Below are 15,154 nucleotides of genomic sequence, written 5' to 3'. Positions count from 1 at the left end.
TCCACCCTTTGCAACCCGAACCAATCAATGTATCTATATAGGCCGTTAAGTAAATGCGCGCCAGCGCGATAAGGTAGCCACTCGCCTATGACCATTTATGACAATGTATTAAATGCCGAAGGTGCCCTGATTGTGGGGGCGGGCCTTGCCGGATTGTTTTGTGCCCTCAAGCTGGCCCCGCGACCGGTCACCGTGCTGTCTCCCAAGCCATTGGGCCTGGGCGCATCCTCCAGCTGGGCGCAAGGGGGCGTGGCCGCCGCGGTGGGCTTAGGCGACAGTGCCGAAGCCCATGCGCGCGACACAGATATTGCCGGCGCCGGCATCGTTGATTTTGAGCTGGCCGAATCGGTGGCCGCCGAAGCGGCAGAACGAATTGAAGATCTGGCCAAATGGGGCACCCCGTTCGACCGTGATCCGGATGGCCGTTTTGTTCTGTCAAAAGAAGCGGCGCATTCGGTCAATCGGGTGGTGCGCGTCTCCGGTGACCGGGCAGGTCGCGAGATTATGCGTGCCTTGATCGAAGAAGTGCGCAACACCCCTTCTATTCGCATCGTCGAAGGGATCACCGCCGTAGACCTGGCCCGCGCCGATGGCCGTGTGATCGGCGTCTATGCCCGCAAACTGGGTGACCGTTATGCCGAACCGGTCCTGATCCGCGCCCGGGCCACCGTGTTGGCCGCTGGCGGCTTGGGTGGCCTGTATGCGGTCACCACCAACCCACCCGGCGTGCGCGGTCATGCCATGGGCATGGCCGCCCGCGCCGGGGCCATCATCGCCGACAGCGAATTTGTTCAATTTCACCCCACCGCTATGGCCGTGGGGCAGGACCCGGCGCCGCTGGCCACCGAAGCCCTGCGCGGCGAAGGCGCTATTCTGGTCAATGATAAGGGCGAGCGCTTTATGCTGGATGAGCATAAAGATGCGGAACTGGCCCCGCGCGACATTGTGGCCCGCGCCAATTTCCGGCAAATCCAGCAGGGCCGCAAAGTGTTTCTGGACACGCGCGATGCCTTGGGCGACCGGATATTCAATGCTTTCCCCACCGTCACCAACTATTGCAAAGAATCGGGCATCGACCCGTCAAAAGACATGATTCCTGTCACCCCCGCCGCCCACTTCCATATGGGCGGGGTGAAGGTGGATGATCGCGGCCGGTCGTCGCTGGCGGGCCTTTGGGTGTGCGGCGAAGCCTCGTGCACCGGCCTGCACGGGGCCAACCGTCTAGCATCAAACTCTTTGTTGGAGGCGGTGGTGTTCGGCGCCCGTATTGCCGAAGACATTTCCGGCCTGGAGCCAATCAATAAAAGCTTGCCACCCTATCTCGGCATCGAATGGGACGAGGAGAAGGGCCAGGAGGCCGAACAGCTCTTGCGCAATCTCACCGCGGTGCAACAATTGCGCCATATCATGACCGACTATGTCGGGGTGGAGCGATCAGAAGAGGGGTTGAAAACGGCGTTGCGCGAAATTCGAGAGCTGGAGCTCACGGCCCGCGATGTGACCCGCTCTTATCTCAATATGACCACCTCAGCCACCCTCGTTGCGGCGGCGGCCCTCGCGCGCACTGAAAGCCGCGGCGGACATTACAGGTCAGATTATCCGGACAAAAACCCGAAATTTAAAGACCACACCACGCTCACCATCACCGAAGCCCTCAAAATAAGGGACGCCTGCTAACGCTCTCCAACGCAACAAGCTGAGGGCGCGTAAGCGCGGCACAGCTCTGTCAGATGATCGCAAAGCGGCCCACTGAAGCTAGCGGTCCGAAAATGCAAGTTTGAGGCCGAGAAAACCAAATGTGCCCGCAAAGCCGCGCCGCAGCCAAACCAACACATTGGGTCGCGACAGAACAAAATCCCGCGCCAGCGCCGCACAGGCCCCATAGCCCACAAAGACCATAAAGGTCATTGCCATAAATATGCCGGCCAAGCTCAGCATTAATGGTGTGGGGTTGGTGAGCGATGTCGGCACGAATTGCGGTAAAAAGGCCAGAAAAAACAAAGACAATTTTGGGTTCAAAACATTCAACAATGCGCCGGCGCGCAACGTCTTTAATGCACTTTTCGCATCGGGTGCTTTTTCAACGTCCAACGCCCCGCCCTCGCGCAAAATGCCCCACGCCATATAGAATAAATAAGCCACGCCCGCATATTTGATCAGTTGAAACGCCAACGCGCTGGTGTGTAAAATGGCTGCCAGCCCCACAATGCTGGCTAGGGCAGCCGGAATGATCCCCAGCGTACAGCCAAATGCTGCCATCACGCTCATCTTAAACCCGCGCGACAGTCCGATCGCCAAAACATAAATAACGCCGGTGCCCGGCAGCAAAACCACCACCAGAGAGGTCAGAAAAAATTCCAATGTCACTTTGATCTCACTTTCGAAAAATCACTCGCCTTCAAGCAAATAGGTCACCAGCGCCTGAATATCCTGCTCTGTCCAATGCACCAGCGATTCATTGATCACTTCCCCCATCGAGCCCCCCAACGTGTCAAAATCAGGGGTAAAACCGCCCGTCAGCGCATCGGTCAGCGTGGCTTCATCCCAGCCATCGGCTTTCAAGCTTTCAGGGGTGATCGGCGGCACGAAGGATCCGCCGGTGCCACCACGCGCACCCATAAAATATTGGCTTGTGTCGGAGGCGCCCAGAATATTTCTTGGGGTGTGGCAGGCGCCACAATGGGCCGGGCCTTGCGCCAAATAAGCGCCCCTGTTCCAAAGGGCTGACTTTTCGGGATTGGGCTCAAACCGGCGGGGCTCAAAAAACAAATTTTTCCAGCCCAACATGGCCAGCCTGATGTTAAACGGAAAGCCGAGATTATGATCCGGTGCTTTCTCCGCCACCGGTGAGCTTGCCATCAACGCGGCATATAAATCAACAATGTCCTGATCACTCATCACGGTATAATTGTCGTAGGGAAAGGCGGGGTAATAATGCTTGCCTCCAGGCCCTTCGCCAACGCTCATGGCGCGCGCAAATTCCTCGACACTCCAATCGCCAATGCCCGCGTCAGGATGGGATGTAATGTTAGGCGCAATAAAGTCGCCAAAGGGGGTTTTCAGCGGTGGTCCACCGGCCAAAAGTGCCCCGTCATTTTTTAAGTCCGTATGGCAGGCCACGCAGCCACCAAGTCGCATCACATATTGACCGCGCTCGACATCTGCCGTCAGGCTCAAGTCGCGCACCGGACCTTCAATGGGCCGAAGAAAATAGATCGCGGCGGCACCGCCCAAAACAATGACCAGCGCCAGCAATATGATAAAAATTCGCCGCATATATCTCTCCCTCTTTTTGCCCGACCGGATCGAACTATTCCGATGCCCAATCAATATGTCAACAATGTCAAAGACCGCCCCGGAGGGGCGGCCTGTCAACTTCGTGTGAAATCATGCGTTGTGTTTAAGAAAACAGCGCATCCGGTAACCACGTCACCAAACTTGGGAACACCCACAACAGGGCCAACGCCAACACCTGGATAAAGATGAAGGGCAGGACCCCCGCATAAAGATCGCGGGTCTTGAAGTCCTTCGGTGCCACCCCGCGCAAATAGAACAGGGCGAACCCAAAGGGCGGCGTCAAAAAGCTGGTTTGCAGGTTGATGGCAATCATCACGCCGAGCCACAACGGGTCATAGCCCAAAGCAATCAGGATCGGGCCAACAATCGGCACCACCACATAGATGATCTCGATGAAATCCAGGAAGAAACCCAAAAGGAACATCAAAAGCATCACCAGCAGCAAGGCGGAGAAAGCGCCGCCCGGCAGATTGCGCAAGAAATCAGCAATCACATCATCCCCACCAAAGCCTTTAAACACGGTGGAGAACAAGCCCGCGCCGATGATGATCAGGAACACCATGGAAGAGACTTTCACCGTCTCCAGCCCGACATCCCGGAACAGGGTAAAGCTAAGCTTTTTCGATTGCCAGGCCAGAACCATCGCACCGATCGCCCCCACCGCGGCAGATTCCGTCGGCGTGGCAATACCCGCCAGAATGGACCCCAGCACCAGCACAATCAGAATAAGTGGTGGCAATACCGCTTTCAGCAAAGTGCCAAACGAAGGCGCATTGATGCTTTCATCCTTCATTGAAGGCACATCGTTGGGACGCACCAGAGTGAGAATAAACACCCAGCCAAGATAAAGCCCAACCAACATCAAACCTGGCACAAGCGCACCGGCAAACAAATCAATCGCTGTCACCGGATCGGGGGCCAAATTGCCTGTCAGCGCTGCCGCTTCCTCGTTCACGCCTTGCAAAATGCTGGCCAACAGCACAAGCACAATAGAAGGCGGAATAATCTGTCCCAACGTGCCCGAGGCACAAATAATACCCGAGGCTACTTTCGGATTGTACCCGGCTTTCAGCATTACCGGCAGGCTCATCAGGCCCATGGTGACCACAGTGGCACCCACAATGCCGGTCGAGGCCGCCAAAAGCGCGCCCACAATCACCACAGAATAGCCCAGGCCGCCGCGCATTTTGCCGAACAACTGACCCATTGATTCCAGCAATTGCCCGGCAATGTCCGATCGTTGCAGCACCACGCCCATATAAACAAACAGCGGCACAGCGACCAGCGGCTCGTTCTTCATGGTCGAGAAAATCCGCGTTGGCGACAGGTTCAAAAAGGCAAAGCGGAACAGATCAAGCTGATCACCGATAAAGGCAAAAAAGATGGCCGACCCGGCCAGCGTCAGCGCTACCGGAAACCCAAGAATAAGGACCACAATCGTGACCCCGAACATGATAAAGGCAAGAAGTTCTGGGGTCATGCCATCACCTCTTCATCATCATTGACCAACGACACGGTTTCACCTGTGATCAGCCGATCAATGGCCCGCAAACTCATCGAAATCAATTGCAGCCCCAATAAGAGTGCCATCGCCGGAATTACCCCTTTCAGGATAAACAGATTGGGCAAACCGCCCACTTCAGCACTGCCCTCCATCCGCGAGAAAGACCGATCGAAAAAATCAAACCCGCGCCAATAAATCAACCACAGCACCGGAAATCCAAAACAGACCGTGCCGGCGATATTGATGATGTCTTTATATTTGTTGCTCGCACCGGCATAGATCAAATCGATGCGCACATGCCCATTATGCAACATCGTGTAGCCCGCCCCCAGCATAAAGATAAAGGCGTGCATCCAGATATAGCTTTCCTGCATCCACACTTCGCCGATCGAAAAGACGTAGCGCAGCACCACCACCAAAAACACATTGAGCACCAGCAAAAGGGCGGTCCAGGCCATAATGTGGCCGATCACCATATTTACCCGATCAATGAAATTGGCCACTTTGCGCCGCACATCTGTGTCGGCCACAAAAACCAGTAGCGCCAGAATGCCTGCCACAATGGCATGAATTTTTGCATGGGTGCCCGCACGGTCCTGAAAGCCAAGCCCGACCGCAAAGCCTATGGCATAACATACCGCCAGCACCACAATTGTCCGCACATATACGTTAGATATGGCTCTACACACAGGGGCCCATCCCTTTTGTAGAGCACCAACAAGGCCAGCCATTAAGCGTCCCCCCGCTCCCAGATACAAAAAAGCCGCCGACTGATGCCGACGGCTCTTTTAGACATGTCGATTAAATGGCTTCAAACTTGGCTGAAGTCCGTGCATTCATGAATTTACCTTCAGAAATGCCTGACCATTCAACCATGGTGCGACGCCATTCGATCAATGAGTTGTAAAGCTCTGATGCTTCAGGTGAAACAGTAGCGCGGTCCCGCACAACTTCCGCTGTCCGCTCACCAATCGCTTGCAGCAATTCGTCAGAATAAGGCTGCAGGTTCACATTGTGCTCGTTGATCAGTTTTTGCAGTGACGCATTGTTCACCGCCTGGAAGCGCGACAGAATCCAAAGGTTGGTGGAAGCAGCTGCCCGTTCAACGACACCACGTGTCTGATCATCCAGCGCGTCCCATGCCTGCATATCAAAGAAGGCATCCAACACAGTGGCAGGCTCGTGCCAGCCAGGATAGTAGTAGTTGTTGACCACTTTAAAGAAGCCAGCGCCCAGGTCTGCCGCAGGGCCAATCCACTCGGTGCCGTCGATCGCGCCGGAAGTCAAAGCCGGCAGCACTTCGTTACCTGGCAGCAGAACAACGTTCACGCCGAATGTCTTCAGCACTTCGCCGCCCAGACCTGGCATACGGAACTTGAGGCCATCCAAATCATCAACAGTGTTGATTTCTTTGGCATACCAGCCGCCCATTTGGTTGCCGGTGTTGCCCATTGGCAGGAACTTCACGCCAAGTGGGTTGTAGCTCAAACGGTCGGCCATTTCGATGCCGCCGCCATAATAGAACCACGCGTTTTGCTCTTGCGCGTTCAAACCGTAAGGCATGGCCGCCACAAATGAGATGCTGTCAGACTTGCCTTCCCAATAGTAAGGCGCGCCAAAGCCCATTTGCGCGGTGCCGGACTGAACAGCGTCCAGCGCTTCCAAACCGCCCACAAGCTCGCCAGCATGATAGGTTTTGATGGACAATTTGCCGTCGGACATGGTGGCGACATCTTCAGCAAATTTGTCCAGCGCCGCGCCCAAAAGGCCGGCTTTACCGAATGCTGAAACGGCAATCCATTCCATATTGCCCTGTGAAAGCGCAGGCGTGGCCAATGTCGCGGCACCGGCTGCACCAACAGCGCTCACCCCAGCTTTTTTGAAAAACTCGCGTCTTTTCATTGAATTCCTCCCAAAAATGAACTCGGCGCTTTTAATGGCTGCCATCAAAAGTCACCGCGGAACTATAGACCGAACCAGCACAATGCGTAAACTGGCTGGAAACGTCCAGCCTCTTTGTACGCCAATCTTGGGCTTTGACCACGCGGAACTTGTGCTAAATTACCCATTATTACGTAGGCGGGTTAAATGACGCCTCGACAATTTGGCAAAGGTTACAAAATGCTGGCGACCATGAATTTCAGACAAAAGATCCTCGCCCTTGCCACCCTGCCGCTTATTCTGGCGATCCTCGCGATCACCAGTCTTGTGACCTGGCAATCCAGTGAATTGTCCAAACAGGGCATCACAGCTTTCGAGCAATCCATGCTGGAGGCGAAAGAGGAAGAGCTGAAAAACTATATTGAATTGGCCCTGACCGCCATTGCCCCCTATTACGGCCCGGCCGATATTGACGATCCAGAAGCCAAACAAAAAGTGATCCGTATTTTACAGACATTGGAATTTGGTGAAGATGGCTATTTCTATGTCTATCACTATGACGGCACCAATATTGTGCACCCGCGCCAGGAATTTCGTATCGGCGAAAACTGGGCCGACCACCCGGACGTCGCGGCGCTCATCGAGGCGGCTAAAAATGGCGGCGGCTTTCATCGCTATGTGTGGGAAAAACCCTCTTCCAGCGAACGGTCCGACAAGATCGGCTACGCTGTAGGGCTGGATAAATGGCAATGGATGCTGGGCACTGGCGCCTATATTGACGATATTCTGGCGCAAACTGCTGCGGCCAATCAAAGCCTGAGCGACCGGGTCAACCAGACCTTTTTCTGGGTTGCCTTGATCACAGTGCCCGCCGTTTTCGCCGTGTTCGGCACCGGTATCGTGCTCAATCTGCGCGAACGCAAAATGGCCGATACCAAGCTGAAAGAACTCACCCAGCGCATTGTCGATACGCAAGAAGAAGAGCGCACCCGTATCGCGCGCGAACTGCATGACGGTATTTCACAAAATATGATCGGGGTGCGTTATGTGCTGGATCTCGCCCAACGACAGGCGAAAAAAGGCACGGACCATGCCCTCGCCAGCATTGAACATGGCGCCGAAGCCCTCAATGCCGCGATCAAGGAAGTGCGCCGCATCTCCCACGATCTGCGCCCCGGCATCCTTGACGATTTAGGGCTGACCGCAGCGCTTGAGGCGCTGACTGGCAATTTCGCCGAACGCACCAATATTGAGGTGGAACTGAAAAGCGTCGCCTACAAAAATGTGCTCCCCACAGATGCCAAAACGGCCGTCTATCGCGTGGCGCAAGAGGCGCTCAACAATATTGAGCGCCATTCCGGCGCCAGCAAGATTCTGCTGCAGCTCAAAAGCACAAAGGCGGGGCTGGAAATGCACATTGTCGATAATGGCTGCGGCTTTTCCAATCTGCTGGAAGCCCGCCGCAAATCCATCCGTGCCAATAATCCAGCCCGTTCCGGACTGGGCTTGCGCAATATGCAGGAGCGCATGGAGCATTTTGGCGGCACATTGGAAATTAAAACCTCAAGCAATGGCACACATTTGATTGCCAAATTGCCTTCTTCCATTTATCTCACCCATGAGAAAGAGCCAGATAAGGACGCGGCGCAAGCCAACTTGAAAGAAGCAACAAGCGCATGAACAACGCCGATCCAATTAAAGTCGTTCTGATTGACGACCACCCATTGGTGCTGGAAGGCATAAGATCCGTGCTGGAAACCTATGCCCACATCGAAGTGCTCGGCGCCGCCTCTTCTGCCAAACAAGGTTTGAAAATCGCCGTGTCTGGCAAGCCCGATGTGGTGCTTATGGACATCAACATGCCGGAAATGAACGGCATCGATGCCATTGAAGTGTTCAAAGAGCAATTGCCCAACACAAGGCTTTTGATGCTGTCCATGCATGATAGTCGTGAATATATTTCCACATCAACCATGTATGGCGCGTCGGGCTATTTGCTCAAGGATGTGTCCACCGACGAGATTGTCCATGCTATTGAAACCGTAGCTTCTGGCGGCACTTATTTCTCCACCGGCGCCGCCCAGGCGCTGATGGCCGACAAGCCAAAATCTGATGTGGAAACGCCCCTTACCACGCGCGAACAGGCGGTCTTATTGCTGGTGGCCGAAGGTGTGTCGAACCGGGAAGTTGCCGAAAAGCTGGATATTTCTGTACGCACGGTGGAAACCCACCGCAAAAACATCAAGAAAAAGCTCGGCATCTCCTCCACCGCCGGCCTGACCAAATATGCCATTTCCAACGGCTTGATCAATTAGCACAAAAAAAGCGGGCCCGAGGGCCCGCCCAAGTTTCCTCTAGGGTCTAGGGAAATTAGTCTGCCAGATAAGTGGCATTGTTGGCGTCTTCGACGGCATCTTTGAACTTGTTCAACAGCTCAACGCCTTCTTCACCCAACTCTTCTTCCACATGCTTGAGCACAGCGGGTTGCGCAGCCGCTTTGAACTCTTCACGTGCTTCAGCAGAAAGGGCTGTCACTTCGATCTTGTCCATCAAGCCAGCCAGGCCGCGGTCAGACGCTTCGATGATCCGGCTCAGGCCACGGCTCGCGGTCACACAGCTTTCAGCTGCATAGTTCACCACGCGCTTTTCATGATCGGTCAGAGAATCCCAGAAGTCTTCTGACATCATGAAAGTGTAAGGTGAGAACAAGTGGTTGGTCAGGGTCATATAGTCCTGAACCTCAGAGAAGTTCGCGAACGAAATGATCGGCACAGGGTTCATTTGGCCGTCGATTACGCCGGTTTGCAGACCGGAATATACCTCACCCCAAGACAATGGATAGGCTTCGCCGCCCATCGCCTGAATGATTTTCTGGTGTGATGGCAACGTCATGGTGCGGACGCGAATACCTTCAAAGTCTTCCAATGTTTCAATTGGACGCTTCGAGTTGGTGATGGCAAAAAAGCCGCCAGTATCCGGGAAGCCCAGCACTTTGGTGTTTTCAATGCTGGCTTCAATATCTGCCGCCAGGGCCTGGCCGAATGGACCATCAAACACTTCATAGGTCGCCGCATTATGGTCAAACGCAAAAGCCAAGTTCAACACGTCAATACGCGGATAATATGATGAGATCGCGCCAGTAGACGTCAAGGTCGCCTGGATAACATTATCCTTGAGGAACTGCACATGCTCTGCCGCTGACCCCAATTGGTTGGAAGGATAAACCTCAACATCAATTGAGCCATTGGTGTCTGCTTCAACAATATTGGCAAATACAGCGGTGCACGCATGGGCCGGGTTCTCAAATGGATCAGTTTTGTTGTCATGCGCGAATTTCAGCAATTTTGTATCCGCAAATGCCGTGCTGGCTGCGCCCACAACGGCAACGCCCAAAGTCAACCCAAGTGCTAGTTTTTTCAGTGTCATAATTCACTCCCTTTTTGCGCGCCCCAGATGTTTGACGGTGGGGCGCAAACCGTTCGCTTTAGGCAGTCCCTGCCCTAAGCAAATCCAAGCAATCGCGGCATCAACAGCGCCAAATCTTCAAAGAAGGCGAACACAAACAGCACCGCCACTTCCGCCAACAAAAACGGCCAAAGCTTTGCGGTAATGCGTTCAAGCGGTTCCCCGGTGACCGAGGACAATACGAACAGGCAGGCGCCCACGGGTGGCGTCATCAATGAGATGTTGAGCGCCAGCACAAAGATGATGCCTGCATGAATAGGTTCCAGCCCAATCGCTGCGGTCAGCGGCACCAGAACAGGCGCCAGAATGATCAGGATCGCGGTGATGTCCATCACCATGCCGATCACCAGCAACAGCCCGATGATCAGCGCAATGACCACATAGCGATTGTCCGAAACGCCGAGAATAGAATTGGCCACCATTTGTGGAATTTGGTTGAAGCTGAGATACCACCCGACGATGGAGGCAAACGCAATGATCACAAAGATCACGCCCGTGACCCGCGCGGTGCGGATCAGCATCTTGACCATATCGTCCATATTGATCTTGCGATAAACAAACGTGCCGATGAACAGCGCATAGCCCACAGCAATGGAGGCCGCCTCTGTCGGGGTCACAATGCCCCCCAAAATACCGCCCAAAATGATGATCGGCATAAACAGCGCCAAAATAGATTCTTTAAAGGTCGCCCAAATTTGCGGCAGCCGGGCGCGTTCTTCGCTTTGCGGCAGATTGTTGGCACGTGCGCCAATCGCGATCACTGCCATACACACCGCACAGATAATGAGGCCCGGCAACAGACCAGCGGCAAACAGCCCACCAATCGACACGCCCATCAAAGAGCCATAAACCACCATCAAGCCAGAGGGCGGAATGGTCGGCCCGATGATGGAACCCGCCGCGGTAACGGCGCAGGCATAATCTCGCCGATAACCACGCTCCACCATGGAAGGCACCAGCGTTTTACCAAATGCTGCCGCGTCAGCGGTGGCCGAACCGGTCAGCCCGGCAAAGAACACAGAGGCCAGCATATTGGTGTGCGCCAGCCCGCCGCGGAAATGTCCAACAAGCACCTGCGCCAACATCACCAGACGCGAGGTGATGCCCGTATGGTTCATGATTTCGCCAGCGAGAATAAAGAAGGGCATGGCGAGAAACGGGAAAATATTCAGCCCGTTAAACATTTTACCCGGGCCGAGGGCGACAAAATTGTCGCCGCCAATTTGATAGAGCCCGATCACCCCGGCTGCGCCAAGCGCAAACCCAATCGGCAAACCCAATATAACCAGTCCAACAAAAGCAAGTGCGATAATCATTCCACCATCCCCTCTGAGTTAGGCACAATCAGCGCGCCTTGATCACGAATGGCCACAAGCAGCGTTTGAATGGCGCAAATGGCGGCGGAAACCGGAATGGCAGCAAACGGGACCAACAAGGTCATGCCAAAGATCATTGCTTGGCGATTGGCCCCGGTCTGGGCAAAGCCGATGCCATACCAGAACACATAGAAAAACAGCAAAAAGGTCACGAGATCGAGGCCGAGCAACACAAACCGGCGGAATTGATGCGGCACTTTTGAAATCAGCGCATGCAAGCCAATATGTTCACGCCGCGCGATCCCTGCGGAAATGGCCAACATGGCGGCCCAAATCATTAAGTAGCGCGCCACCACTTCCGGCCACGGCAATTGCCAATGGAAAATGTAGCGATCGACCACGCCGATCCACACATCCAGCACCAGCAGCGCCATCAACAGCGCCACAAAACGCTCTACGCCCCAGTTCAATCCTGTGCTTAACCGTGCTGCAATTGCCGACATGTGTCCTCCCTTGCAAAATGTAGCAAAACTACAAATATGAGATAAAAAACACATTGTAAAGCGTAATTTTTGTAGTTTAATGTCACAATTGACGATTATGTCCGACAGGTCAGACGAATCATGTTTTTTTAAGTCGGGAGGGAAAATGGACGCTGCGGCGTGCATTTAAAGCGATTTTATGGGCGATACAGCATTGGATATTATCTCACAGATTCGGCAAAGAGACGGCAGCTACAATGCCCGTGAACAACGGGTGGCCAGCTATGTATTGGACAATCTGGAACAGGTCAGCGACATGTCTGTGGCCAGCCTGGCCGCGGCCTGTGATGTGTCGGAGCCGACCGTGATCCGTTTTTGCCGCACATTGGGCTGCACTGGCTATCGTGATTTTAAAATCAGACTGGCGCAAAATGTCGCCGTATCGCTGCAATATCTGGTCTCGGGGAATGATCCCGAAAGCGATCAAAAAAATCTGATTGATCAGGTCTTTCAAACCTTCTATGTCACCGCAAATGTGGCCCGATCTCAACTCAACCAAGATATGATCAAGGCCGTTGCCAGCCACATCAACGCGGCCCATAAGATTATTTTTTGCGGCGTAGGCGGCGGCTCGACCACCGTTGCTTTTGACGCCGCAAATCGCTTTTTCCGCCTTGGTTTTGCGGCCAATGCGGTCTCAGATGCCTATCTGCAGCGCATGCACGCCGCCACACTGACCCCGCAAGATATGATGGTGTTTATTTCCGCCACCGGCTTGCCCCGCTCCAACATTGATAGTGCGAAAGTGGCCCGGCAATATGGCGCCAAAACTGTCGCGCTGACCAAGCCCGAGTCACCGCTGGCCCATGTGTGCGATTTCACCATCGGTTTAAGTCTGCCTGAAGATCCTGATATCTATAAGCCGACGGCATCGCGGCTGGTCTTTTTGGCAACCATCGACATTCTCGCCGCAACTGTTGCCCGGCAACGGCCAGAAACCACCAAAGAAAATCTACGGCGCATTCGCTCCAGCCTCACTGCGCTACATGGTAACACCGGCCCGCAACCGGTCGGCGATTGATCGATAGCTGCAAGCGCCTCAGGCCACGTGGCTATTTTGCCACTCCCCCGTAGATCCCTTGTCAAATCGCGCCATCGATTTGTGAGACGAGAAAATCATGTGCGCGGGATCCTGCGTGGGGTGGCCAAATAGGTAACCTTGGAAAAAGTCACAACCTGCCGCACGCAGCAATGTGGCCTGAGTTTCATTTTCCACGCCTTCTGCCGTTGTCGCAATGCCCAATGTTTTCGCCAGGCCCACCACACAGCTCACCACTGCATCATTGGCCTTGTCCTGCCCCAAACGAGCCACGAAGCTTTTGTCAATCTTGAGCTTGCTGATCGGCAAACGTGTCAGATAATTCAAGCTGGAATAACCGGTGCCAAAATCATCCATGGCCACCTGCACCCCCAAGGCGCGCAAAGCGGTCAAATGCTCGACAACCTGCTCGGTGTTATAAACAAACACACCCTCGGTGATTTCTATTTCCAGGCGATGGGCCGGCAAGCCGGTTCGCTCCAGAATATGGGCAATATTGTCGACAAAATTTTCATTGCGCAGCAACACCGGCGAGATATTGACCGCGACGATCATATGATCAGGCCAATGCAACGCGGCACGACAGGCTTGATAGAGCATTTGGTCGGTCAATACTTCGATCAGACCGGTACTTTCCGCAAGTGGAATGAACACGCCAGGGCTGACGGCACCCAATCTCTTATGCGGCCATCTGGCCAACGCCTCAAACCCCATCACACAGCGATTGGTGGAGCGCACCAGCGGTTGAAACGCCACCTCCAAACCATTTCCCTCCAGCGCCAATTCCAACTCAGTTTGCAACAAAAAGCGCTCATCCAACGCTGTTTGCAGCTCCGGACGGAACGCCACAAACTGGCCGGCGCCGTTGGCCTTGGCATCATAAAGCGCCAAATCTGCACATTTGATCAGCCCGTCCCGCGTTTTGCTGTCTTTGGGGCATTGCGCGCTGCCCACACTCATTGTGGCGGTAAACCGTGCGTGATCTGTGGTAATCGGGCGTTGCATCACCTGCAAAAACTGCGTCACCATATCGTCAGGCGTTGGCGTGCCATCGGCCCAGCAAATGGCAACAAACTCATCGCCGGACAGGCGATAGACCTGCCCCAATTGCCCCAACGTGTTGCTCAACCGTTTGGCCGCCACGACCAGCAACCGGTCGCCTGCCTCATGGCCATAATAGTCATTCACCTGTTTAAACGCATCTACATCCAGGCTGATCAGATTAAAGTTTCGGTCCTCCCACCGGGCTTGCTGTAGTGCTGCTTCCACATCCCGTTGAAACTTACGTCGATTGGGCAAACCGGTCAGTGAATCGTAATCGGCCAGATGTATCGCCTGCCGTTCGGCAATGCGCCGCTGCCGTCCCCAATAGGACAGGACCGCCAATACAAACAACGCCAACACCACCAGCACAAGCGAGGTTAAGTGTGACGAAAATTGCACCCCGCGCACCACAAGATGCCCCACCGGGTGGCGTTTAATTTCAATACTCACCAAACCGCGCGACATCCCCAACCGTTCAAGCGGAATCAACACTGCCACTGGCGCGCGTGCTTCCAGCTTTTCATATTGTGGCAGCTCAAATATGCGCGTGCGCCCGTCTCGCATTGCTGCCCGCACCTGCTCGGCAAAAGGGGCATAGCTCATATCCCGCATCAAAGGCTGTCCCCCGGCAATGGTGAGTTGCTCAAATCGGGTAAAGACGGCATATCCTGAAACCGTGCCGAAATGATCCGCTTGATCCACGATCAAAGGATTCCAAGGATCTTCTTGATCGGTGTCTGCACCTCTGGTTTCCATGACAAACTGATCGACCAAATATTCGATCGGATCCAAATGTTGGGGCGACAATTCTCCGGGCAGATCAAATTCAGTGCGTAGCGCCAAGGCTGACTTACGCGCCAATTGCTTGGCATCCAGATCACTGAGCTTTTGCACCAGCAAAGGCGCCATGGATGACGCAAAAAACACCAGCACGCAAAATGCGCTTACAATTGAAAAAATTGAAGCAACAAATCCCCACCGGCTCATCAGTTCATCCAAAATATACGCGAAACATAATGGCCGAACTGTGGGCTAGTTTTATTACATAATTATTTACATGAGAAAA

General features: G+C 54.2%; 13 protein-coding genes. 4 read left to right on the top strand and 9 right to left on the bottom strand.

The genetic code is table 11. The features are described 5' to 3' along the window. Nucleotides 1-87 precede the first annotated feature (87 nt). Nucleotides 88-1,677, top strand: a complete 1,590-nt coding sequence (locus L1I42_RS13785) for an L-aspartate oxidase (protein ID WP_236115251.1) — start codon at nucleotides 88-90, stop codon at nucleotides 1,675-1,677. A gap of 78 nt (nucleotides 1,678-1,755) precedes the next feature. Here L1I42_RS13785 and L1I42_RS13780 read toward each other — a convergent pair whose 3' ends face one another. The 5 genes from L1I42_RS13780 to L1I42_RS13760 all read right to left on the bottom strand — a co-directional run bounded on the left by L1I42_RS13780 (nucleotide 1,756) and on the right by L1I42_RS13760 (nucleotide 6,703). After that, nucleotides 1,756-2,367: a LysE family translocator gene (locus tag L1I42_RS13780; RefSeq protein ID WP_236115250.1), complete on the bottom strand. Its 612-nt coding sequence runs from the start codon at nucleotides 2,365-2,367 to the stop codon at nucleotides 1,756-1,758. Between the two features lie 21 nt (nucleotides 2,368-2,388). Further along, nucleotides 2,389-3,276, bottom strand: coding sequence for a c-type cytochrome (locus tag L1I42_RS13775; RefSeq protein WP_236115249.1), 888 nt, complete (start codon nucleotides 3,274-3,276; stop codon nucleotides 2,389-2,391). 124 nt (nucleotides 3,277-3,400) lie between these two features. Then, nucleotides 3,401-4,777, bottom strand: coding sequence for a TRAP transporter large permease (locus tag L1I42_RS13770; protein WP_236115248.1), 1,377 nt, complete (start codon nucleotides 4,775-4,777; stop codon nucleotides 3,401-3,403). Beyond that, on the bottom strand, nucleotides 4,774-5,490 hold the full coding sequence (locus L1I42_RS13765; protein ID WP_236115247.1) for a TRAP transporter small permease subunit: 717 nt from the start codon (nucleotides 5,488-5,490) through the stop codon (nucleotides 4,774-4,776). Before L1I42_RS13765 ends, L1I42_RS13770 begins: the two co-directional genes overlap by 4 nt. Nucleotides 5,491-5,602: 112 nt before the next feature. Next, nucleotides 5,603-6,703: a TRAP transporter substrate-binding protein gene (locus tag L1I42_RS13760; protein ID WP_236115246.1), complete on the bottom strand. Its 1,101-nt coding sequence runs from the start codon at nucleotides 6,701-6,703 to the stop codon at nucleotides 5,603-5,605. Between the two features lie 231 nt (nucleotides 6,704-6,934). On the opposite strand from L1I42_RS13760, the gene L1I42_RS13755 reads away from it, so the two are divergent. Beyond that, nucleotides 6,935-8,362, top strand: a complete 1,428-nt coding sequence (locus tag L1I42_RS13755; protein ID WP_236115509.1) for a cache domain-containing protein — start codon at nucleotides 6,935-6,937, stop codon at nucleotides 8,360-8,362. Beyond that, the gene (gene mctR, locus L1I42_RS13750) at nucleotides 8,359-8,997 is read left to right on the top strand and encodes a two-component system response regulator MctR (RefSeq protein ID WP_236115245.1); all 639 of its coding nucleotides are present in this window, start codon (nucleotides 8,359-8,361) and stop codon (nucleotides 8,995-8,997) included. Before L1I42_RS13755 ends, mctR begins: the two co-directional genes overlap by 4 nt. A gap of 55 nt (nucleotides 8,998-9,052) precedes the next feature. On the opposite strand, the gene L1I42_RS13745 is transcribed toward mctR, so the two are convergent. From L1I42_RS13745 to L1I42_RS13735, 3 genes are all read right to left on the bottom strand, one after another. Continuing rightward, nucleotides 9,053-10,108: a TRAP transporter substrate-binding protein gene (locus L1I42_RS13745; protein WP_236115244.1), complete on the bottom strand. Its 1,056-nt coding sequence runs from the start codon at nucleotides 10,106-10,108 to the stop codon at nucleotides 9,053-9,055. A 74-nt stretch (nucleotides 10,109-10,182) separates the two neighbouring features. Continuing rightward, on the bottom strand, nucleotides 10,183-11,463 hold the full coding sequence (locus tag L1I42_RS13740; protein WP_236115243.1) for a TRAP transporter large permease: 1,281 nt from the start codon (nucleotides 11,461-11,463) through the stop codon (nucleotides 10,183-10,185). After that, a complete protein-coding gene (locus tag L1I42_RS13735; RefSeq protein WP_236115242.1) occupies nucleotides 11,460-11,966 on the bottom strand; it encodes a TRAP transporter small permease in 507 nt (168 codons plus the stop codon). Before L1I42_RS13735 ends, L1I42_RS13740 begins: the two co-directional genes overlap by 4 nt. A 178-nt stretch (nucleotides 11,967-12,144) precedes the next feature. On the opposite strand from L1I42_RS13735, the gene L1I42_RS13730 reads away from it, so the two are divergent. After that, entirely contained in the window at nucleotides 12,145-13,026 is an 882-nt protein-coding gene (locus L1I42_RS13730) for a MurR/RpiR family transcriptional regulator (RefSeq protein ID WP_236115241.1), read from the top strand. Nucleotides 13,027-13,044: 18 nt separating this feature from the next. Here L1I42_RS13730 and L1I42_RS13725 read toward each other — a convergent pair whose 3' ends face one another. After that, entirely contained in the window at nucleotides 13,045-15,075 is a 2,031-nt protein-coding gene (locus L1I42_RS13725) for a putative bifunctional diguanylate cyclase/phosphodiesterase (protein ID WP_236115240.1), read from the bottom strand. Nucleotides 15,076-15,154 lie beyond the last annotated feature (79 nt).

Origin of the sequence: Maritalea mediterranea (assembly GCF_021568695.1) — a bacterium.
GTDB lineage: Bacteria > Pseudomonadota > Alphaproteobacteria > Rhizobiales > Devosiaceae > Maritalea > Maritalea mediterranea.
Note: the sequence above shows the minus strand (reverse complement) of the source record. Positions and strands in the feature narration are given on the sequence as shown.